21 protein-coding genes are annotated in these 20,426 nt (G+C 60.1%); 7 read left to right on the forward strand and 14 right to left on the reverse strand.

Annotated elements, in window-relative coordinates:
- Positions 1-119: 119 nt before the first annotated feature.
- Complete coding sequence (locus tag NQL71_RS08065) at positions 120-530, forward strand: GNAT family N-acetyltransferase (RefSeq protein WP_046816637.1); 411 nt, start codon at positions 120-122, stop codon at positions 528-530.
- 5 nt (positions 531-535) lie between these two features.
- Here the strand turns inward: NQL71_RS08065 and def are convergent, their stop codons facing one another.
- The 3 genes from def to NQL71_RS08080 form a co-directional block, all read right to left on the reverse strand.
- Entirely contained in the window at positions 536-1,075 is a 540-nt protein-coding gene (def, locus tag NQL71_RS08070; RefSeq protein ID WP_274642504.1) for a peptide deformylase, read from the reverse strand.
- A gap of 2 nt (positions 1,076-1,077) precedes the next feature.
- Entirely contained in the window at positions 1,078-2,037 is a 960-nt protein-coding gene (locus NQL71_RS08075) for a YihY/virulence factor BrkB family protein (protein ID WP_046816635.1), read from the reverse strand.
- Positions 2,038-2,213: 176 nt separating this feature from the next.
- Positions 2,214-2,405, reverse strand: a complete 192-nt coding sequence (locus NQL71_RS08080) for a CsbD family protein (RefSeq protein WP_046816634.1) — start codon at positions 2,403-2,405, stop codon at positions 2,214-2,216.
- A gap of 199 nt (positions 2,406-2,604) precedes the next feature.
- Here NQL71_RS08080 and NQL71_RS08085 point away from each other — a divergent pair, with 199 nt between their 5' ends.
- Positions 2,605-2,982: a hypothetical protein gene (locus tag NQL71_RS08085; RefSeq protein ID WP_046816633.1), complete on the forward strand. Its 378-nt coding sequence runs from the start codon at positions 2,605-2,607 to the stop codon at positions 2,980-2,982.
- A gap of 43 nt (positions 2,983-3,025) precedes the next feature.
- On the opposite strand, the gene fadD1 is transcribed toward NQL71_RS08085, so the two are convergent.
- A complete protein-coding gene (gene fadD1 / locus NQL71_RS08090; protein WP_046816632.1) occupies positions 3,026-4,723 on the reverse strand; it encodes a long-chain-fatty-acid--CoA ligase FadD1 in 1,698 nt (565 codons plus the stop codon).
- 352 nt (positions 4,724-5,075) lie between these two features.
- The gene (gene fadD2 / locus NQL71_RS08095) at positions 5,076-6,764 is read right to left on the reverse strand and encodes a long-chain-fatty-acid--CoA ligase FadD2 (RefSeq protein ID WP_274642505.1); all 1,689 of its coding nucleotides are present in this window, start codon (positions 6,762-6,764) and stop codon (positions 5,076-5,078) included.
- A 227-nt stretch (positions 6,765-6,991) separates the two neighbouring features.
- Between fadD2 and NQL71_RS08100 the strand changes: the two genes are divergently transcribed.
- Positions 6,992-7,936 (forward strand): alpha/beta hydrolase, encoded by a 945-nt coding sequence (locus tag NQL71_RS08100; protein ID WP_046816630.1) that lies wholly within the window; start codon positions 6,992-6,994, stop codon positions 7,934-7,936.
- 41 nt (positions 7,937-7,977) lie between these two features.
- Complete coding sequence (locus NQL71_RS08105) at positions 7,978-8,448, forward strand: MaoC family dehydratase (RefSeq protein ID WP_046816629.1); 471 nt, start codon at positions 7,978-7,980, stop codon at positions 8,446-8,448.
- Positions 8,449-8,561: 113 nt separating this feature from the next.
- On the opposite strand, the gene NQL71_RS08110 is transcribed toward NQL71_RS08105, so the two are convergent.
- The 4 genes from NQL71_RS08110 to NQL71_RS08125 form a co-directional block, all read right to left on the reverse strand.
- Positions 8,562-9,416 (reverse strand): efflux RND transporter periplasmic adaptor subunit, encoded by an 855-nt coding sequence (locus NQL71_RS08110; protein WP_046816628.1) that lies wholly within the window; start codon positions 9,414-9,416, stop codon positions 8,562-8,564.
- Positions 9,417-9,426: 10 nt separating this feature from the next.
- Positions 9,427-9,633, reverse strand: a complete 207-nt coding sequence (locus NQL71_RS08115; protein WP_046816627.1) for a DUF1656 domain-containing protein — start codon at positions 9,631-9,633, stop codon at positions 9,427-9,429.
- A complete protein-coding gene (locus NQL71_RS08120) occupies positions 9,620-11,608 on the reverse strand; it encodes an FUSC family protein (RefSeq protein WP_046816626.1) in 1,989 nt (662 codons plus the stop codon). The genes NQL71_RS08115 and NQL71_RS08120 overlap by 14 nt, the downstream gene beginning before the upstream one ends.
- 158 nt (positions 11,609-11,766) lie before the next feature.
- Positions 11,767-12,234: a ferritin-like domain-containing protein gene (locus NQL71_RS08125; RefSeq protein ID WP_046816625.1), complete on the reverse strand. Its 468-nt coding sequence runs from the start codon at positions 12,232-12,234 to the stop codon at positions 11,767-11,769.
- A gap of 203 nt (positions 12,235-12,437) precedes the next feature.
- Here NQL71_RS08125 and NQL71_RS08130 point away from each other — a divergent pair, with 203 nt between their 5' ends.
- Together NQL71_RS08130 and NQL71_RS08135 are read left to right on the forward strand one after the other, a co-directional pair.
- Positions 12,438-12,674 carry a DUF3820 family protein gene (locus NQL71_RS08130; RefSeq protein ID WP_008056784.1) on the forward strand — a complete coding sequence of 79 codons (237 nt, stop codon included), beginning with the start codon at positions 12,438-12,440 and terminating at the stop codon, positions 12,672-12,674.
- 11 nt (positions 12,675-12,685) lie between these two features.
- Entirely contained in the window at positions 12,686-13,867 is a 1,182-nt protein-coding gene (locus NQL71_RS08135; RefSeq protein ID WP_274642506.1) for an aminotransferase class V-fold PLP-dependent enzyme, read from the forward strand.
- Positions 13,868-13,996: 129 nt separating this feature from the next.
- Here the strand turns inward: NQL71_RS08135 and NQL71_RS08140 are convergent, their stop codons facing one another.
- From NQL71_RS08140 to zwf, 3 genes are read right to left on the reverse strand one after another with little or no spacing between them, the layout of a single operon-like run.
- Positions 13,997-14,662, reverse strand: a complete 666-nt coding sequence (locus NQL71_RS08140) for a bifunctional 4-hydroxy-2-oxoglutarate aldolase/2-dehydro-3-deoxy-phosphogluconate aldolase (protein ID WP_046816622.1) — start codon at positions 14,660-14,662, stop codon at positions 13,997-13,999.
- 17 nt (positions 14,663-14,679) lie between these two features.
- Positions 14,680-15,393 carry a 6-phosphogluconolactonase gene (pgl, locus tag NQL71_RS08145; protein WP_046816621.1) on the reverse strand — a complete coding sequence of 238 codons (714 nt, stop codon included), beginning with the start codon at positions 15,391-15,393 and terminating at the stop codon, positions 14,680-14,682.
- Positions 15,380-16,849: a glucose-6-phosphate dehydrogenase gene (gene zwf / locus NQL71_RS08150; RefSeq protein ID WP_046816620.1), complete on the reverse strand. Its 1,470-nt coding sequence runs from the start codon at positions 16,847-16,849 to the stop codon at positions 15,380-15,382. Before zwf ends, pgl begins: the two co-directional genes overlap by 14 nt.
- Before the next feature lie 226 nt (positions 16,850-17,075).
- On the opposite strand from zwf, the gene NQL71_RS08155 reads away from it, so the two are divergent.
- Positions 17,076-17,936: a MurR/RpiR family transcriptional regulator gene (locus NQL71_RS08155; protein WP_173668879.1), complete on the forward strand. Its 861-nt coding sequence runs from the start codon at positions 17,076-17,078 to the stop codon at positions 17,934-17,936.
- 144 nt (positions 17,937-18,080) lie between these two features.
- Here NQL71_RS08155 and NQL71_RS08160 read toward each other — a convergent pair whose 3' ends face one another.
- Both NQL71_RS08160 and NQL71_RS08165 read right to left on the reverse strand, forming a co-directional pair.
- Entirely contained in the window at positions 18,081-18,935 is an 855-nt protein-coding gene (locus NQL71_RS08160) for a D-hexose-6-phosphate mutarotase (RefSeq protein ID WP_046816618.1), read from the reverse strand.
- Positions 18,936-19,048: 113 nt separating this feature from the next.
- On the reverse strand, positions 19,049-20,395 hold the full coding sequence (locus NQL71_RS08165; RefSeq protein ID WP_046816617.1) for a carbohydrate porin: 1,347 nt from the start codon (positions 20,393-20,395) through the stop codon (positions 19,049-19,051).
- Positions 20,396-20,426 lie beyond the last annotated feature (31 nt).

Genomic DNA, 20,426 nt, shown 5'->3' on the forward strand with positions numbered 1-20,426 from the left:
TCCATACCTTTGGACATGATGCGTACTCCACTGATTGGGATGTGAGATCAGGTATACACCTATCGCCGCCGGCGTGTTCTTTTATAATCGCAGGCTTTGCACACCGACAGTCCCTGACCATGCCCGACACCCAGTACACCCGGCTCGACGAGCCCTTATGGCCATTGATGAACAAGTTTTATCGCGCCCACCAATCGTCGATGAAAGCGGTCCGTGAGGCACAATTGTGGGTAGCACGGCGCGACGAGATCGTCGGTGCGCTGTGTTTGCGGCCGGTATCGGGAGGGCTTTGGTTGACCGGGCTGTTCGTCGCGCCGACCTGTCGCGAACAGGGAGTCGCCGCCGCGTTGATCGCAGCCGCCACCGGCCACATTGAAAGCCCGGTATGGCTGTTCTGCCATCCGGACTTGCGTGATTTTTATCAGCGTCGTGGTTTTGTCTTCGATCCGCCGATGCCCTACGCCATGGTCGAGCGCCTGAGTCGATACGCGCGCAGCAAGCCGATGATTGCCATGGGCCTGGAGCGGTAGACCGGTCAGTCGTCTGCGTTGGGATCGAGATCCGGGAACATCACTTCGGTAAACCCGAACTTGCTGAAATCGCTGATGCGCGACGGGTACAACCGACCGATCAAGTGATCGCACTCATGCTGCACCACCCGAGCATGAAAGCCCGAAGCGATACGCACGATCGGCTCGCCCTTGGGGTCGACGCCTTCGTAGCGGATATGTTGATAGCGATCCACCGCACCACGCAGCCCAGGCACCGACAGGCACCCTTCGAAACCTTCTTCCAGGGTCGGACTGAGCGGCGTGATCAGCGGATTGATCAGGATGGTCTGCGGCACCGCTTCGGCTTCCGGGTAACGTTCGCTGTGCTCGAAGCCGAAGATCACCAGTTGCAGGTCGACGCCGATCTGTGGCGCGGCTAGGCCGACTCCGCCGACGCTTTCCATGGTCTGGAACATATCGTCGATCAGTTGCCACAACTCGGAGCTGTCGAACATCTCGGCTGGCACCGGCGGGGCAATGCGCAACAAGCGCTCATCGCCCATTTTCAGAATTTCACGAATCATGGTCAGGTTTCGTCAATGGTCGGTTTCGGTTGTGAATGATCGCGGCCCAGTCCCGATACGTGGTGTTTTTCCTCATGGACGGGGCCATGCTCGCCAGCGACCTTTTCGCCAGGGTCCTTGCCCTCTCGCGACATGTGCTCGATCACCGCATTCATCTCCGCGCCCAGCAGCAACACCGCGGCGGAGATGTAGAAGTACAGCAATAGCACAATGATCGCGCCGATACTGCCATACATGGCGTTGTAGTTGGCGAACTCCTTGACGTACAGACCGAAGCCCAGCGACGCGATGATCCACACCACCACCGCCAGGACCGAGCCGGGCGTGATGAAGCGGAACTCTTGCTTGACGTCAGGCATGACGTAATAGATCAGCGCCACGGCGACCATCAGCAGGATCACGATCACCGGCCAGCGTGCGATGGTCCAGAGGGTGACGATGAAATACTCGAGACCGACTTGCGCCGCGATCCAGCTCATCACCTGCGGGCCGAGCACCATCAGCGCGGCAGCGATCAACAGCATGCCGGCGATGCCGACGGTGTAGATGATCGACAATGGAAAACGTTTCCACGCCGGACGGCCTTCGACCACATCGTAGGCGGCGTTCATGGCACTCATCATCAGCCGCACACCGGCCGAAGCAGTCCACAGGGCAATCACGATACCCACCGACAACAGCCCCCCCTTGGATTGCTGGAGCTGGTCGATCACCGGATTGACCTGCTCAAGCGCCTGGGGCGGCAGCACCAGTTCCGACTGCAGGCGCAGCCAGGAAAAGAAGTCAGGCAGGTGCAGGAAACCGATCAGGGCGATCAGGAAGAGAATGAAGGGGAACAACGAAAACAGCATCTGATAAGCCAGCGCCGAGGCATAGGTCGACATTTCGTCGTCGACGAACTCAGTGACCGTGCGCATGATCACACGGTGCAGGGGCAGACCTCTCATGTCCGGGAATATCATTAGCGTCTCCGTCCGCCGCAAACAAAAGCGAGTAATAATCGTGGCGGCCCTGGGGTCGCTTTCATTCAGTAAAGTCGTCTACCTGGCGACTTTGAAACAATTTCAGCAATCTAGTTCAAGCTGACACAAAAACGGCCATCTGTGGATGGCCGCTCTTGAGTTCAGCAAAGGCCGAATCAAGCCTTGTCGACACCTTTCTTGACGGCATCCTTGGCTTTGCCGACCGCTTGCTGGGCTTCGCCTTTCTTTTCCTGCACCACGCCTTCGGCGCGCATCTTGTCGTTACCGGTGGCCTTGCCGACGCCTTGCTTGACGTTGCCGGCTGCTTCGTTGGCCATGCCTTTTACTTTATCGCCAGTGCTACCCATGGTCTTTCTCCTGTGAACATCTAGGTGAGAAAAGTCGTTACACAAGGTTGACCGGAGGCCTTTGCGCAGAGTTTCATTTATTTTTACCACGACATTTCATCGATCCGAGCAGGTTGGGCTTTATGTTTACCGGCCAACCCCCGAGAATGCGCAACGTATTCAGGCCCTGGCGCTGAAGATCCAATTTTGTAGGAATGTTATGAAACTCGATAAAAAGCAGGCCATTGCCCGCAGAAACCTGGAACTCGGCGGTGCTGTGCTTGGCGTCAACAACTGCCACTTCACCGAACTGAACCGCAACCGCAACATCTGGTGGTTCGATATCCCGGTGGCGCGCCTGGCCGTGGGTCAGTACGAGTGGATTCACCTGCTGATGCACACCCCAGACACCGACGAATTGCTGCACCTGAAGGTGCCGACCGTGTTCCTGCGCGAGAAGCTCGAAGGCCTGGTGGTGCGCAACGAAGGCAAGCGCAAGGCGGCGTTGAGCCTGGAACTTAGCGCCGACAAGGACTCGTTCCTGCAGGACATGCGCCCGGCGGGCACCAACGTCAATTTCGCGCCGTTCCGCCAATAAAAGCACCCCAACAAAAAGCCCCGCATCTGCGGGGCTTTTTGTTTTACGCGGCGTTCTTCGCCTTGATCTTCTTCAACTCTTCATCGCGCAATTCCCGACGCAGGATCTTGCCGACGTTGGTGGTCGGCAGCGCATCGCGGAACTCCACGGAACGCGGGACCTTGTAGCCGGTGACGTTGGCGCGCATGTGCTCCATCACCTGTTCCTTGGTCAGGGTCACGCCCGGCTTGGCGACGATGAAAATCTTGATCGCCTCCCCCGACTTCTCGTCCGGCACACCGATGGCCGCGCATTGCAGCACGCCCGGCAGGGTCGCCAGCACGTCTTCCAGCTCGTTCGGGTACACGTTGAAACCGGAGACCAGGATCATGTCCTTCTTGCGATCGACAATGCGCATGTAACCATCAGGCTGGATCAGCGCGATGTCACCGGTCTTCAACCAGCCTTCGCTGTCGAGGATTTCATCGGTGGCATCCTGGCGCTGCCAGTAGCCCTTCATGACTTGCGGGCCTTTCACACAGAGCTCGCCGATTTCGCCCATTGGCTGTTCGACGCCGGCATCATCGACGATTTTGCACAGGGTCGACGGCACCGGAATGCCGATGGTGCCGATCTGGATGTTCTGGATCGGATTGACCGTGGCCACCGGGCTGGTTTCGGTCATGCCGTAGCCTTCGCAGATCGCGCAACCGGTGACCGCTTTCCAGCGCTCCGCCGCCGCCAGTTGCAGGGCCATGCCGCCGGACAGGGTGACTTTCAACGCCGAGAAATCCAGCTTGCGGAAGCCTTCGTTGTTGCACAGGGCCACAAACAGGGTGTTGAGGCCGACGAAACCGCTGAACTTCCACTTCGACAGTTCCTTGACCATCGCCGGCAGGTCGCGCGGGTTGCTGATCAGAATGTTGTGGTTGCCGATCAGCATCATCGCCATGCAATGAAAGGTGAACGCATAGATGTGGTACAGCGGCAGCGGCGTGATCAGGATCTCGCAACCTTCATTGAGGTTGGAACCCATCAGTGCCTTGCACTGCAGCATGTTCGCCACCAGGTTGCGATGGGTCAGCATCGCCCCCTTGGCCACACCAGTGGTGCCGCCGGTGTATTGCAACACCGCAACGTCGCTGCTGGCGGGGCTGGCTTCAGTCACGGGCTGGCCATGGCCCTTGCTCAACACGTCGTTGAACTTTACGGCTTTTGGCAAGTGGTAGGCCGGCACCATCTTCTTGACGTACTTGATCACGCTGTTGATCAGCAGACGCTTGAGCGGTGGCAACAGGTCGGCCACTTCCGTGACGATGACATGCTTGACCCCGGTCTTGGGCACCACGGTTTCAGCCAGGTGCGCCATATTGGCCAGGCAAACCAGGGCCTTGGCACCGGAATCGTTGAACTGGTGTTCCATTTCCCGCGCGGTGTACAGCGGGTTGGTGTTGACCACGATCAACCCGGCGCGAATGGCACCGAAGACGGCGACCGGGTACTGCAACACGTTAGGCAGTTGCACGGCGATTCGATCGCCGGGCTGCAAATCGGTATGCTGTTGCAGGTACGCGGCAAAGGCACCGGACAGTTCATACAGCTCACCGTAGGTGATGGTCCTGCCCAGGTTGCTGAATGCCGGTTTGTTGGCGAAGCGTTGGCAGGACTGCTTCAACACTGCCTGAATATTCGGGTATTCGTCTGGATTGATGTCGGCAGCAATTCCAGCTGGGTACTTATCCTTCCAAAAGTCTTCGATCATGGAAGCCCACTCCTCAGCAACGCGAATTCAACACCGCATTTGATGCGATTATTATTGGTGTTTGGTTATTGGTGAATCTGGGCTTTCATACAGGCCGAGAAGCACAAAACGCGCCGAGAGTAGCAGCTTTGCCTAGGGTCGCCTAGAGCCAAAAGCGGCCTCTACAGTCACAATTGTGACTCAAGAATACAAACCGGTCATTTTAGAGTAAAAATTCTATAAAGCCCTGAGAGCCTTGTAATTCGGGGGGATTCTGCAAAAAAAACGCAAGCAGGCTCGCTACCACAGGTTCACCACTGAACCTTGAGAGCGAGCCTGCTCGCGATCCGCGCGAAGCGCGGCTATTCACCCATCAGGCGATATCCCGCAACTCCCGCCGCAGAATCTTGCCCACCGGTGTCATCGGCAACGACTCACGCAAGACAATGTGCTTGGGCACTTTGTACGCCGTGAAGTTTTCCTTGCAGTAGGCTTTCAGTTCTTCAAGGCTGACCCCCGCCTCGCGGGCCACCACGAACAATTTCACCGCCTCGCCCGAACGCTCGTCCGGCACACCGATCACCGCGCAGTTGGCGACCTTCGGGTGAGCCATGACCACGTCTTCGATTTCGTTCGGGTACACGTTGAAACCCGAGACGATGATCATGTCCTTCTTGCGATCGACGATACGCACGAAGCCGTCCGGGTCGATCACCGCGATGTCGCCGGATTTGAACCAGCCCTCGGTATCCAGCACTTCGTTGGTCGCCTCGGGTTTCTGCCAGTAGCCCTTCATGATCTGCGGGCCCTTGATGCACAACTCGCCACGCTCGCCCAAGGGCTGCTCGACGCCCTCGTCGTTGATGACCTTCAGCGTGGTGCCCGGCACCGGCAAGCCCACCGTGCCGATGCGCGACTGGTCGCCATAGGGGTTGGTGCAGGCCACCGGCGAGGTTTCGGTCAGGCCGTAGCCTTCGGTGATGCGGCAACCGGTCATCTGCTCCCAGCGCTCGGCCGTGGCCTTGACCAGCGCGGTGCCGCCGGAGTTGGTGAGCTTGAGGCTGGAGAAGTCCAGGGTCTTGAAGTCCGGGTGATCCATCAGCGCGACGAACAGCGTGTTGAGCCCCAGCAGTGCCGAGAACCGCCAGTTTTTCAGCTCCTTGATGAATCCGCCGATGTCCCGGGGATTGGTGATCAGCACGTTGTGATTGCCGGTCACCATCATGCACATGCAATTGGCCGTGAACGCATAGATGTGATACAGCGGCAGCGGTGCGATCATCACCTCCTGGCCTTCGCGCAGCAGCGGCCGGCCGTCGGCACCAAACTGGCCGAGGCAGGCCCGGGCCTGCTGCATGTTGGCCACCAGGTTGCCGTGGGTCAGCATCGCGCCCTTGGCCAGGCCGGTGGTGCCACCGGTATATTGCAGCACGGCGATGTCATTGAGGTCCGCCTTCAACCCCTTGATGCCCAGGCCTCGGCCCTGGCGCAACGCCGTCTTGAAAGAGATCGCCTGGGGCAAGGAATAGGCCGGGACCATCTTCTTGACCTTGCTCACCATCGTATTGACCAGCCAGCCCTTGGCGGCCGGCATCAGGTCGCCCATCTTCGCTTCGATCAGGTACTGGATATCGGTGTCGGCCAGCACTTCCTGGACTTTCTGCCCGAACATGTTCAGGTACACCAGTGCCCGGGCACCGGAGTCCTTGAACTGGTGACGCATCTCCCGCGCGGTGTACAGCGGGTTGGTGTTGACCACGATCAGCCCGGCACGCAAGGCGCCGAACACGGCGATGGGGTATTGCAGGACGTTGGGCATCTGCACCGCAATGCGATCTCCCGGTACCAGGTCGGTATGGGCCTGCAGGAAACCGGCGAACGCCGCGCTGTAGCGTTCCAGTTCAGCGTAGGTAAGGGTGACGCCCATATTGGTGAATGCCGGGCGATCAGCGAACTTCTTGCAGGAACGCTCGAACACCTCGATGACCGACTTGTATTCAGCGACATCAATGTCCAGGGGTACGCCGGCCGGGCGTTTGTCATTCCAGAAATCAGGTTGCATTGTTCTTGTCCTCTTTACCTGAACCTATCCGGGGCCGCTGATCTGTCATTTCTCAATAACAGACCACGGAGCTTCACGGACACTAGCAGCTATGGCGAATCAGGCAAATATGAGCAAAGGCGTCATAGACCGTGTGAATCTTCCCGCCGTGGCGTGGGCTGATGCCAACGTCGTAATGCGCTATACAATGCAACACCTCGTGCCCCCCTGCATGGAAAGGAATCGCCATGATCCACGATACGTTCTGGCTGACCGCCAGTGACCGCAGCCGGCTCTTCGTCAACCAATGGCTCCCTGCTGGCAGGCTAAAGGCCGTGATCCTGCTGGCCCACGGCATGGCGGAACACAGCGGCCGCTACGCGCGCCTGGCGGAAAGACTTTGCGAGCAGGGTTACGGCGTCTACGCGCCGGACTTGCGTGGACATGGCAAAACTGCCGAAAACGGGACGCTCGGCCATTTCGCCGACAGCGACGGCTGGGCCAAGGTGGTGGGCGACCTGGCGTGCCTCAACCAGCACATCGGACAGCAGCACACCGGCGTCCCCATCGTATTGCTGGGACACAGCATGGGCAGCTACATCGCCCAGGCGTATCTGTTGCACCACAGCGCCAGCCTGCACGGGGCCATCCTCAGCGGTTCGAACTTCCAGCCCGTGGCCCTGTATCGTGCAGCCCGCCAGATCGCGCGTATCGAATGCCTGCGCCAGGGCCCCAAGGGCCGCAGCGCCCTGATCGAATGGCTGTCCTTCGGCTCGTTCAACAAAAAATTCAAACCGGCGCGCACCCGCTTCGACTGGCTCAGCCGTGACCCGGCAGAGGTCGACCTGTACGCCAACGACCCGCTGTGTGGCTTTCGCTGCACCAACCAACTGTGGATCGATTTACTCGGCGGCTTGCAGCAAATCAGCAAAGCGTCCAATCTCGCCCAGATTGATCCGGGCCTGCCGTTGCTGGTGATTGGCGGCGAATGTGATCCGGTGAGTGAAGGCAAACGTCTGAATGATCTGGCCAACGCGCTGCGCGAGGCTGGCAGCCAGAACCTGCAACTGACCGTTTACCCGCAGGCACGGCACGAATTGTTCAACGACATCAACCGCGATGAAGTGACGAGCGACGTGTTGGCCTGGCTCAACCAGACGTTGAGCAACCCGCGACCACACCGAACCGAATAGTTTTTTGTGAATTTTTTAATTCGTCACAGGAATCCAGACACATGACCCAGGTTACCAACACCCCTTACGAAGCCCTCGAAATCGGCCAGACCGCCAGCTTCAGCAAAACCGTCGAGGAGCGCGACATCCAGCTGTTCGCCGCGATGTCCGGCGACCACAACCCGGTGCACCTGGACGCTGAATACGCCGCCAGCACCATGTTCAAGGAGCGTATCGCCCACGGCATGTTCAGCGGCGCGCTGATCAGTGCCGCGGTCGCCTGCGAGCTGCCTGGGCCGGGCACCATCTACATCGGTCAGCAGATGAGCTTCCAGAAGCCGGTGAAGATTGGCGACACCCTGACGGTGCGCCTGGAAATCCTCGAGAAGCTGCCGAAGTTTCGTGTGCGCATTGCCACTCGCGTGTTCAACCAGCGCGATGAGCTGGTGGTGGATGGCGAGGCAGAGATCCTGGCGCCACGCAAGCAACAGTCGGTGACCTTGACCGAGTTGCCGCCCATCAGCATCGGTTAAGAGTGATCATTCCCACGCTCCGCGTGGGAATGCCTCAACGGACGCTCCGCGTTCGGCTGTTGAAGGGACGCGGAGCATCCCGGGCTGCATTCCCACGCAGAGCGTGGGAACGATCACTCCTGCACCTGCACACTCGCCGTCATCCCTGCACTCAGGTTGAGCCCTTCGGGCACCTTGTCCAGCTTGATTCGCACCGGAATCCGTTGCGCCAGCCGAACCCAGTTGAACGTCGGCTCGACTTCCGCCAGCAGCTGCCCATCCGGCGTGGTGTTGCGGTCGGTAATCCCCCGGCTGATGCTTTCCACCGTCCCCTGCAAGGCATCCCCGGCGCTCATCAACCAGACTTTCACCGGGTCGCCGACGCGAATCCGTGGCAGCTTGGTTTCTTCGAAATACGCCTGCACATAGAAGGTCGAGTCGTCGATCAAGGCCATGACCGACTGCCCGGCATTCACATAGTTGCCCTGGGCCAGGCGCAGGTTGGTGATGTGCCCGTTGCGCGGGGCGTGGACCTGGCTGCGATCCAGGTTGATTTGCGCGGCCTTGGCTTCGGCCTGGGCTTCACGCAATTCACCCCGGGCGATACCGGCGTTGATCTGCGCGTTTTCCCGCAGCTCGGCACTGATCGCCTGCGGCCCGAGGCTGGCGCGTCGGCTGGCTTCGCGCTCGCGTAGATTGAGTTGCTGCTGGCGCGTCTGCACCACCGCCTGGGCCTTCTCCAGCGCGGCCTCGAAGCGGTCGCGGTCGATGCTCAGCAACAGATCGCCAGCCTTGACCTCTTGGTTGTCGTAAGCCTTGAGCTCACGCACCCACCCCGACACATCCGGGGAAATCACCACCACATCGGCGCGGATGCGCGCGTCGCGGGTCCAGGGGGTCAGCATGTAGTACTGCCACAAATGGATGCCGGCAAAAATCGCCACGGCCACCAGGCACAGGGTGACGGCGACACGTACGGGGGTACGCATGTTCAACTCCTTATAAAGGTCCGAGGACGACGGTGATCACGGTCAATACACAGACGTACAAGGCACAATCGAATAACGCTTCATGCCAGATCCAGCGGCTCACCGGGGTCAGGCGCAACAACAGGCGCAAGGCGCCAGTCACCAGCAGTGCCAGCACCAGGTAAATCAGGAACGGACTGAGCAGCACGCCGCCCACCGACCACTCACGCAAGCCCATGAAGTTCCTCCTGCTGGCGGCACCAGGCACGCCAGCTGTTTTGCAATTGCAGCACCGCGCCCTGGGCCAGCTTCACCGCATCGCTGGGGGGCAACGCGTACAGGGTTTGCAGCAACGCTTCGCTGGGTTCGGCCAAGGCCTCGGCGCGACTGCCCGCCGGACCTTGGCGCAGGACATTTTCCAGATCGTCGAGATACCGCCGCTGTGGCGCCGTGACCGGTACCTGCGCCACCGCCAGACTCAAGCGCAGATGCAGCAATTCGTCGCCGATGTCCAGGCCGAGCAAGCCGTCGTCCCAACGACTGCGGGCCGGTTCCGGCAGCTCCGGATAGTGCCGGGCCAGCTGCAGCAAACGGTCGGCCATGCGCCCGCCGAACCAGCTTTCGGCGCCGGCCAGGTTGCGCCTTGTCAGGCGTACCAGGTCGTCAAGCGTAGCCGCCAGCAGACGTCGACCATGCCAGGTCGGGTTGCGCAGGATCAGCAAATGGAACGCCAATACCGCCGCACCAACGCCGATCACCATGGCCTGGGCGCTGTTGAAGAAGGTCGCGACGTCGAACTGCATCTGGTTCAGCGGTGCCACGAGCACAATGAAATGCAGGCAGAACGAAGTGGCCGTGGCGCCAATCTGCGGCTTGGCCATGCCCAGCGCGCCGAAAAACAGCGGCACCCCCATGCCCAGGCAGAGCATGGCGAAACTGCTCCATTGCGGCAGCAGAATCTGCCCGACGATAAACGCCGCCGGAATGGCCAGGAAAATACCCCGCATGAAACTCATGCCGATCTGCGCACCGTTCTCACGACTGGCAAACAAGCTGCAGACCACGCAGGTCAACACCAGGGCACCGGCCGCGGCGGGCCAGGCGGTGGCCAGCCAGAAGCACGACACCACCAGGAAAGCCAAGGCGCTGCGGGCACCGAAGACCAGGGCCAGGGACAGATCGCGATGCGGTGCCAGGGTTCTTGGCGGGTCGAGTGTTTCACTGCCCTGCTCCACCGCTTTCAACGCCGCGTTCGCCGCCATGGCGGTATCCATCAACAAGGTGAAACGGACCAGGCAGTAGCTCTGCGCAGAACTGATGTGCGGATCATGGGAGGCATCGAGCAACCGCGGGCGCAAGGCTTGCAGGGTCGCGCCATCGGCACTGCCCAGCGCCTCCTGCACCTCGTTCATCCACGGCAATAATTGCTCGGACTCCTGGGGCTCCAACTGCTTCCACTGCCGGCGCACCGAACGGGCAATGCGCAACAGCATCAACAGTTTCTGGCTCAGGCCGCTGATGGCCCGCGCGCGCTGCCGGCCTCGGCCGCCTTCGAACCAGGCGTGTTCACGCTGGGCGTCCACCGCGACGATTCTACCGAGAATTTCCAACAAGCCCTTGCGCGCCTGACCATCGCCGGCCAGTGTCGCCCGCGCGGCATTGATGCCGCTTTGCCAGGCTGCCCGGGCCTGGTCCGCCAACTGGCGTTCGACCCGCAGGGGCCAGAGCAAGGCACTGCTGGCCGTGGCGCAGATAATCCCCAGGCTGATTTCCGTGCATCGCGCCACCGCCTGATCGAACACTGTCAGTGGATGATTGATGGCCGGCAAGGCAATGATCGCCACCGTGTAGCCGGCCAGCACAAATGAATAGGACCAGGCGCTGCGCAACAACGTTGAACTGGCGGTACACAGCCCCAGCCACAACGCCAGGGCTAACAGGAATAGCCAGGGTGTCTGGGCGAAGACGCCCATGAACACCACCGACATGATGGTCCCGACCAGTGTGCCCAGCAGCCGCGCCAGGCCTTTTTGCAGGACCATCCCGGACAACGGCTGGGCCACGATGAAAGCTGTCATCAACGCCCATGCCGGCTGCTCCAGGCCCCAGCGCAACGCGAGCCACAGCGCAACGCCCCCGCCGATCAGGGTCTTGATCGCGAATTGCACGGCGCGACGGTCAGGCGCGAACAAAGCCTGCAGGGTGATAGGCACGAATTGGACTCTTGATAAGACGGTTTAACGATAGACGGCTTACGCCGGGCAACTTGAAAAAACAAATTATTAGCTAGCTATCTATCTCCCGTCCAGCAATAAATCCCCGGCACAAAAAAACGCCAGGCTGGCTGGCGTTTTTGACAGCTAACGAACGCTTAAGAGCGTGCGCGAGCCTGGTTACGCAGGGCTTTTACCTGATCGTGATTGCGCTGTACGCCGTGGTACTGACGCTCAACGACATCGCGAATGCCCACCAGGTTGTGCTTGTTGATCTTTTCCATGGCGTCTCTGTAAGCCTTCATCGCATGGTCTTCACCACGCTCGGCTTCGTTCAGTACAGCCTCTTCGTCCTTGCCGGTGAACATCGACTTCACGTCGACCCAGCGACGGTGCAGATCACCGCTGACACTGGTGGACGTTTCCGGATCGCCACCCATCGAGCGAACAAGGCCCTGCAATTCAGCAGCCGCGCTTGCGCAATCGGCCGAACGTTGCACGAACAGGGTTTTGAGTTCAGGGTGCTTGATGTCTTCAGCGCAAGTCTTGAACCCCTCCTGACCGTCCTTGCAGGTTTCGATCAGGTCGTTGAGTACAGAAATCGCTTCTTTATTCATGTCGGTCATTTTCAATTCCTCGCGGGTTGATGAAAGATGCAATAGGTATTGCACTGGTCATGCCAGCTTGGAATTCATTATTAATTCGTTATTTTTCAATAACTTATAATTAAGGCAAAAATCTGTATCCGTTTTATTTGCATGATCTGTCATTTGGCCTGCATGCAGAATGCCTGTATTTTCCAGACTGATTGATTCAAGACGGCCGATTGATGAACCCTGAAAAGCTCGAACTATTGATTACCCGCCAGATGCCCTTCGGCAAATACAAGGGGCGAATCATCGCCGACCTGCCAGGTCCCTACCTCAACTGGTTCGCCCGGGAGGGTTTTCCCCACGGCGAGTTGGGCGGGTTACTGGCCCTGATGCAGGAAATCGATCACAACGGCTTGTCCGAGCTGCTCGAACCCTTGCGCGCCAAACACGGCAAACCTGCACCCCGTCATTGAACGAGTAACCCATGCCCGATAACACCCGCCGCGCCCGTGATGAAGCCTTTTGGCGCACCTTCGCCGACCGCTACGCTGTCCAGCCTGGCCCGATCAACCTGGAAAACGGTTACTTCGGGCGCATGTCGCGCACGGTGGTCGAGGAATATCAACGCAACATCGAGCTGATCAACCGCAGCAACTCGGTCTACGTGCGCCAGCGTTTCGAACAGGGCGAGAGCCAGAAGATCAGCGCGCTGGTGGCCGGGTTGATCGGCGTTGCCGCAGAAAGCGTCGCCCTCACCCGCAACGCGACGGACGGATTGCAATCGTTGATCCGCAACTACAACCTTTTACAACCGGGTGACCAGGTGCTGTTCAGCGATCTGGAATACGACACGGTCAAGAGCGCCATGCGCTGGCTGGCGCGCTACCGCGGCGTTGAAGTCATCGAGATCGAACACCGGCATCCCGCCAGTTTCGACAGCCTGCTGGGCACCTACCGCGAAGCCTTCAAGCGTTACCCGCGACTCAAGCTGATGGCCCTGACCCACGTCACCCACCGCACTGGCCTGGTGATGCCGGTCCAGGCGATTGCCGGCGCCGCCAGGGAACACGGCATCGACGTGATCCTCGACGGTGCCCATGCGCTGGGTCAGTTCGAGTTCGACCTCAAAGAGCTGGGCATCGACTTCGCCGCCTATAACCTGCACAAGTGGATCGGTGCGCCGCTGACCCTGGGCTTCATCCATATCGCTCCAGAGCGCCTTGCCGACATCGACCCGGACATGGGCGAAATGCATTTCCCGGTCACCGACATCCGCGCCCGCACGCCGCACAGCACGCCGAACATACCGGCCTTGCTGACCCTGCCGCTGGTCATCGAGGAACATCATGCGATGGGCGGATCCGCCGCCAAGGGTGCGCGACTCAATTACTTGCGCAACCTGTGGGTGAAGCCTGCACGCGAGCTGCCGGGCATCGAAGTCATGACGCCGGATGACCCACGGTTGTACTGCGGCATCACCTCGATGCGTTTTAACGCACACGCCGACCAACAGCCGCTGGTCGAACGCCTGCTCAACGACTACAACCTGTTCACCGTGGTGCGCAGCGGTGCGGCCTGTGGGCCGTGTATCCGTATCACGCCGGGGCTGACGACTACGGCGGCGGATATGATGGTGTTGACGTCGGCGTTGACGCAATTGCGCTGAGATTACTGTGGGAGCGAGCCCGCAGCATAGAATCTCCCACACGTTTTTTTGCGGGCAAAAAAAAACGGTGCACCGACCAAGCGCACCGTAAAGCCGTAAAGCACACAACGAAGTGTCAGTTGAAGCGGATCAGTCCAGCAGCGCCAAAGCCTCGGCGGTGCATTCCTGAATGCGGGACCAGTCGCCGTTCTTGATCCACTCCGGATCAAGCATCCAGCTACCGCCCACGCACATGACGTTTTTCAATGCCATGTAGCTCTTGATGTTAGCCGGACCCACGCCGCCGGTTGGGCAGAATTTCACTTCGCCGAACGGGCCACCCAGGGCCTTGATGGCCGCGACGCCGCCGCTGACTTCCGCCGGGAACAGCTTGAAGCGGCGATAGCCCAGGCCGTAGCCTTCCATGATGCCCGAGGCATTGCTGATGCCTGGCAACAGTGGAATCGGGCTGGCGACGCTGGCTTCGAGCAGGTCACGGGTGATGCCTGGCGTGACGATGAACTGCGAGCCCGCTGCTTCCGCTGCCGCCAGCATGTGCCGATCCAGCACGGTGCCGGCACCGGTCACCAGCTCCGGACGCTGTTCACGCAGGACCTGGATAGCCTTGAGGCCGAACTGCGAACGCAGGGTGACTTCCAGGGCGGTCAGGCCACCGGCGGCGAGGGCGTCGGCCAGCGGCAGGATGTCCTGCTCGCGAGCAATGGTAATGACCGGCAGGATCCGCGCTTTGGCGCAGAGGCTGTCGATCAGGGCAACTTTGTCCGCCATGGAAACGGTCGGGGATGGGTTTGTCATAGCGGCTGTTCCTTGGCTCATGGGCACCAGTAAATCTCTAACGTGGGTTGCAGAAAGGCGCGAATCGGCAATGCGGCGACATCATCACCGGCCAGTGCCTCATCGAGGGTGGTCAGCTTGGACTGACCGGAAATCGACAGGATCTTGTGTTTGGCCGAAGCCAGCAGCGCACGGCTCATGGTCAGGCGCTGACGCGGCACGGTTGGCGCCAGCATCGGGTAGCAGCGCCGGCTGCCGTCCGCCTGCAGGGCTTCGGCCAGGTTCGGACTGCCGGGGAACAGCGACGCCGTGTGGCCATCGTCACCCATGCCCAGCACCAGCACGTCAATCACCGGCAGCTCGGACAGCAAGCGGTCGGCGTGATCGGCGGCTTGTTCAAGGTTGGCGCTGGCGCTGTACAAACTCAGGAACTGAGCCTTGGCCGCCGGCCCCTGCAACAGGTATTTCTTCAGCAAACCGGCATTGCTGTCGGCGTGCTCGACCGGCACCCAGCGCTCATCGGCCAGGCTGACCACCACGTTCGACCAGTCTAGCGGCTGTTTGGCCAGATGCTGGAAAAAAGCCACTGGGCTGCGGCCACCGGAGACCACCAGGGTCGCCGTGCCTTGGGCTTCAATGGCATCACCCAAGTGCTTGGCCACATTCAGCGCCAGGCTTTCGGCCAGCAGCACCGGGCTCTTGAACGCATGCCCGCTGACGCCCTGGGGCAGTTTCAAATCAGATATCGCCATACCACGACCTCCCGTCCCGCGTGATCAGAGCAATGGAGCTCATCGGCCCCCAGGACCCGGCCGCGTACGGCTTGGGCGCATCACCGGATTTTTTCCACCCGGCGATCAACTGGTCACACCACTTCCACGCGGCTTCGATTTCATCTTTACGGACAAACAGGTTCTGATTGCCGCGCATCACTTCCAGCAACAACCGCTCGTAGGCATCGGGAATCCGTGCGCTGCGCCAGGTGTCGGAAAAATTCAGCTGCAACGGACCGCTGCGCAGCTGCATGCCCTTGTCCAGGCCTTGCTCCTTGGTCATCACGCGCAAGGAAATGCCTTCGTCCGGTTGCAGGCGGATAATCAGCTTGTTGCTGATCTGCAGGCGCTGCTCGGGAGCGAAAATGTAGTGCGACGGTTCCTTGAAGTGGATGACGATCTGCGACAGTTTCTGCGGCATGCGCTTGCCGGTACGCAGGTAAAACGGCACGCCGGCCCAGCGCCAGTTGCGAATGTCGGCACGCAGGGCGACGAAGGTTTCAGTGTCGCTCTGGGTGTTGGAATTGGGTTCTTCCAGGTAACCGGGTACCGGTTTGCCTTCGCTGTAGCCGGCGATGTACTGGCCGCGCACCACTTGGGTGGTCAGGCCTTCCGGGCTGATCGGTGCCAGCGCCTTGAGCACTTTGACTTTCTCGTCGCGGATGCTGTCGGCGGACAGGTCGGCCGGCGGGTCCATGGCGATCAGGCAGAGCAGCTGCAGCAGGTGATTCTGGATCATGTCCCGCAGTTGGCCGGCCTTGTCGAAGTAACCCCAGCGGCCTTCGATACCGACCTTCTCGGCCACAGTGATTTCCACGTGGGAGATGTAGTTCTGGTTCCACTGGGTTTCGAACAGGCTGTTGGCAAAACGCAGGGCGATCAGGTTCTGGACGGTCTCTTTACCCAGGTAGTGGTCGATGCGATAGGTGCGGTTCTCCGGGAAGAACTGCGCCACGGCGTCATTGACCTTGCGCGAGGATTCCAGGTCCGAACCGATGGGTTTTTCCAGCACCACGCGGGTGTTTTCCGCCAGGCCGACCTTGGCCAGGTTTTCGCAAATCGCGCCGTAGACCGCTGCCGGCGTGGCGAAATAGGCAATGACCCGTTGTGCGCTGCCGGCTGCTTCAGCCAGGGCCACGTAGTCTTCGGACTTGAGGAAATCGACGTGCAGGTAGCTCAGGCGTGCGAGGAAGCGCTCGAGCACGGCTTCGTCCAGCTCCTTAGCACCGACGTAGCGGCGCAGTTCGGACGTGATGAACGCCAGGTGCTCCTGCTCGCTGCCAGGCTCCCGGGCCAGCGCGATGATCCGCGTGTCCTCGTGCAAGAGGCCTGCGCCATCGAGTTGATAGAGGGCAGGAAACAACTTTCGCAGGGCCAGATCGCCCAGGGCGCCGAACAAGGCGAAGGTGCACGGTTCAACCGTAATCGAAGGCATGATGTTTGTTCTTTTATCAAGTTAAGCTACAAATACCTTTTTTCAAGGCATCACTCAAGGGAAAATGTAGTAATAACCACAACATTTTCGCAAAATACAGATTCCGTGTGGTGGTCGGTCGGAGCCATCAGTAGGATAGGCCACCGTTACGGGCCTCACCAAAGGCCCTTTTTGCATTAGCCGCGCGCTTATCGGCGCAGGTGTAAAGGATACTTATATGGACCGCGTGCGAAATTTGCTGGAGCAAATCCAGAGTCGCCTTGAAGAGCTGAACAAGGCCGAACGCAAAGTGGCCGAGGTGATCCTGCTCAATCCACAGCAGGCCACCCGCTTCAGCATCGCCGCCCTCGCCCAGGCGGCGTCCGTCAGCGAACCGACGGTCAACCGTTTCTGCCGTTCGTTCGGCGTCAGCGGTTACCCCGAGCTCAAGCTTCAGTTGGCCCAAAGCCTGGCCAGTGGCGCGGCCTATGTCAGCCGTGCGGTCGAGGCTGATGACAATCCTGAAGCCTATACCAAGAAGATTTTCGGCAGCGCCATCGCCTCCCTGGACAGTGCCCTGCAGGCGCTGGACCCGAACCTGATCAGCCGCGCCGTCGACCTGTTGATCCAGGCCCGGCAGATCCACTTCTTCGGCCTCGGCGCCTCGGCCCCGGTGGCGCTGGACGCACAGCACAAGTTCTTCCGCTTCAACCTGGCCGTGACCGCCCATGCCGATGTGCTCATGCAGCGCATGATTGCCTCGGTGGCGCACACGGGCGAGTTGTTCGTGATCATTTCCTACACCGGCCGCACCCGCGAACTGGTGGAAGTGGCGCGCATCGCTCGGGAAAACGGCGCTTCGGTGCTGGGCCTGACTGCCGAGAACTCGCCCCTGGCCAAGGCCAGTACCTTGAGCCTGAACATCCCGCTGCCGGAAGACACTGACATCTACATGCCGATGACTTCGCGGATCATTCAGCTGACCGTGCTGGACGTGCTCGCCACAGGCATGACCTTGCGTCGCGGAGTGGATTTCCAGCCGCATTTGCGCAAGATCAAGGAGAGCTTGAATGCCAGCCGGTATCCGGTAGGTGACGAGTTCAATTAGATCCCTATTGCCGGACCTGGCCTCATCGCTGGCAAGCCCGCTCCTACAGGTTCAGCGTCGGTCGCAGTTTTTGTGCCCGACATGGACACTGTAGGAGCTGGCTTGCCAGCGAGGGGGCCAGCCCGGACACCCCAAGATCCAGAGCTAAACCCCCACTCGCGCCTGCAAACTCAAATGCGCCCGCTCCCCTGGCTTCAGGCACAGGCTATCGGTGCCACCACTCGCAGCCTCCACGCAAACGAATTCGGATATCTCGTTCCAGCTCACGCCCAACAGTGGCCGTGAGCCCGGATGCCAGACTACGGTGTCGGCGCTGGCGCCCGTATCGATGCACAACGCCCGCTCCCAGGCGTGATCGTTGAGCTGCAATTCGCCGTCATGCTGGAACACCCGCTGGCAGCCGCCGTCGACGCGCAACTCGCCTTCCTGCTGGCAAACCTGCCGGTTCAACTGGTCGTAACCTTGCGCGCCATCGAGCCCAGACAGCGCTACCTCACCGACGTCACCAATACGCCAGTAAGCGTGCAAAGCCTGGCTCAACTGGCACGGCATGTCGTCCTGATGCTCGGTGCTCAGGCGCAGATCCATGCGCTCACCCAGGAGCGCGTGCAGGTCTACCTGCCAGTCGCACAGCTCCAGCTGCCAATGCAGGCGCACGCCATCGTCATCGCTACGGCTGTCGATCAATTTCCAGTCGAGCAAACGCGCCCACCCGTGGGACGGCCAGGCGTTTTCGCTCGGATGACGGCCGTACCATGGCCAGCACACCGGCACGCCACCGCGAATGGCCCCGACCTGCGGCCACTTCGCCGCGCACCACAGCCAGGGTTTCTGGCCCTTGGGCTGAAAGTGCAGCAACTGCGCGCCCTGGCGACTGAACACCGCCTGACACAGCGGATGATCGATCACCAACACGTCGCGCTTCTGATAGCGCTCCCACGCAAACACCGGCCGTTCACGCAAGGATTTGAAGAAGCGTTGTAGCGGATGCTCAAGCATGTGCCACGGTCCTGAAAATCATCTGTTACCGGGGTGCGCGGCCCGCAAAAAAAAGCGGACAGCCATGGCCGTCCGCAAAATGCGCACAGGGAGAGGAGCTTATCGCAGTCGCGTTAGAACACCGACTGAATTTTCAGGCCGGCGACCAAAGCGTCATCGACTTCATCCACGCCACCTGGGTGAGTGATGTACTGCAGGTTGGGACGCACGGTCAGCCAGTTGGTCACGTGGAAGCCGTAGTTGAGTTCGTAGTTGTATTCGGTGTCGCGCAGCGGCGAGAACAGCGGATCGTTGTAGTCGCTGACGCCATTGGAGGCGTTGACCAATTGGGCGTTTTTCTTCACGTCGTCGTTGACATGGATACGGGCGAAACCGATCCCCATGTCATCTTTCGGACGCGCATCGAACGGGCCTTTGTACACAAACATCAGCGACTGGTAGTTGTCGACGATGTTGGTGTCCTTGTCGTGGAACGTGGCGTTGGCGGCGATGTTCAGACCGCGGGTGGCATCACCGTTGTGGCTGGTGAGTTGCTGTTGCGCCACGAACCAGTAGCCGTGCTTGCTGCTGTGGCTGCGATAGGCGTTACCGCTGGTGGCCGCATTGTTGCCGTTGTCGTCTTCAAGGACATCGTCGGCGCTGGCCGTGCTTTTGTAGTAACCGACACGGTATTCGCCCGGCAGTTTGTTGGGGTTAGGCAACCAGACCAACTCCACCGGCAGCACGGTGCCTTCGGTACCGCTACCGCTAAGCTTGAAGCCGTTGCCGTGCTCCAGTTGGCTCGGGTTCTGGTTGTACGCGCCAATCTGCGCATACCACTCAGGCGAGAAGTTGTACTTCACGCGGATCGCGGCCTGGCTGACCGGCCAGTTGTACCAGATGTTGGTGGCCCAGTTGCCCACCTGGGAGCCGCAGAACGCCAGGTTCTGGAATTCGCACGGGAAGGTGTTGAAGTCTTCACCTTCACCGAAGTAACCGGCCTTGATGTCGAGCTTGTTGTCGAAGAACTGGTGCTTGATCCACAGTTGGGTCAGCCGGACCATGTGCCCACGGCCGTAGACTTCCTGGGAGGAGCTCAACGTGCCGGCACGCGGGTCGCCGATACGATCATTGGAGATGTTCTCGCCGTTACGGTTGGTGAGCTGGATCTTGGCCTGGGTGTTGTCCCAGCCGAACAGTTTCTCCAGGTCCAGTGCCGCGCCCAGGCCAAACTGGTCGCTGTAGCGAGCGGTCTTGTCATCGTTGAAGCCGCCGTGGAGGTTACCGCCCACTTCACCGACGTAGTCCATCTTGATGTCGATGCCCTGCTCGATCAGCTTGGTCCGCTCGCCACCCCAGTCGCCCGTCATCCACTCCGAATCCGGGCTAAACGCTTCAGCCGCGTGCACGCTACCGGCCAGGCTCAGCGCAGCAATCGCTGACAACCGGCAGATTCGCTGAGCGTTGTTGTTCTTTTTCATCCCTACATCCTCGTCTTATTGTTATTAACTT

The sequence above is a fragment of the Pseudomonas serbica genome, from assembly GCF_028823535.1.
GTDB classification, from domain to species: domain Bacteria; phylum Pseudomonadota; class Gammaproteobacteria; order Pseudomonadales; family Pseudomonadaceae; genus Aquipseudomonas; species Aquipseudomonas serbica.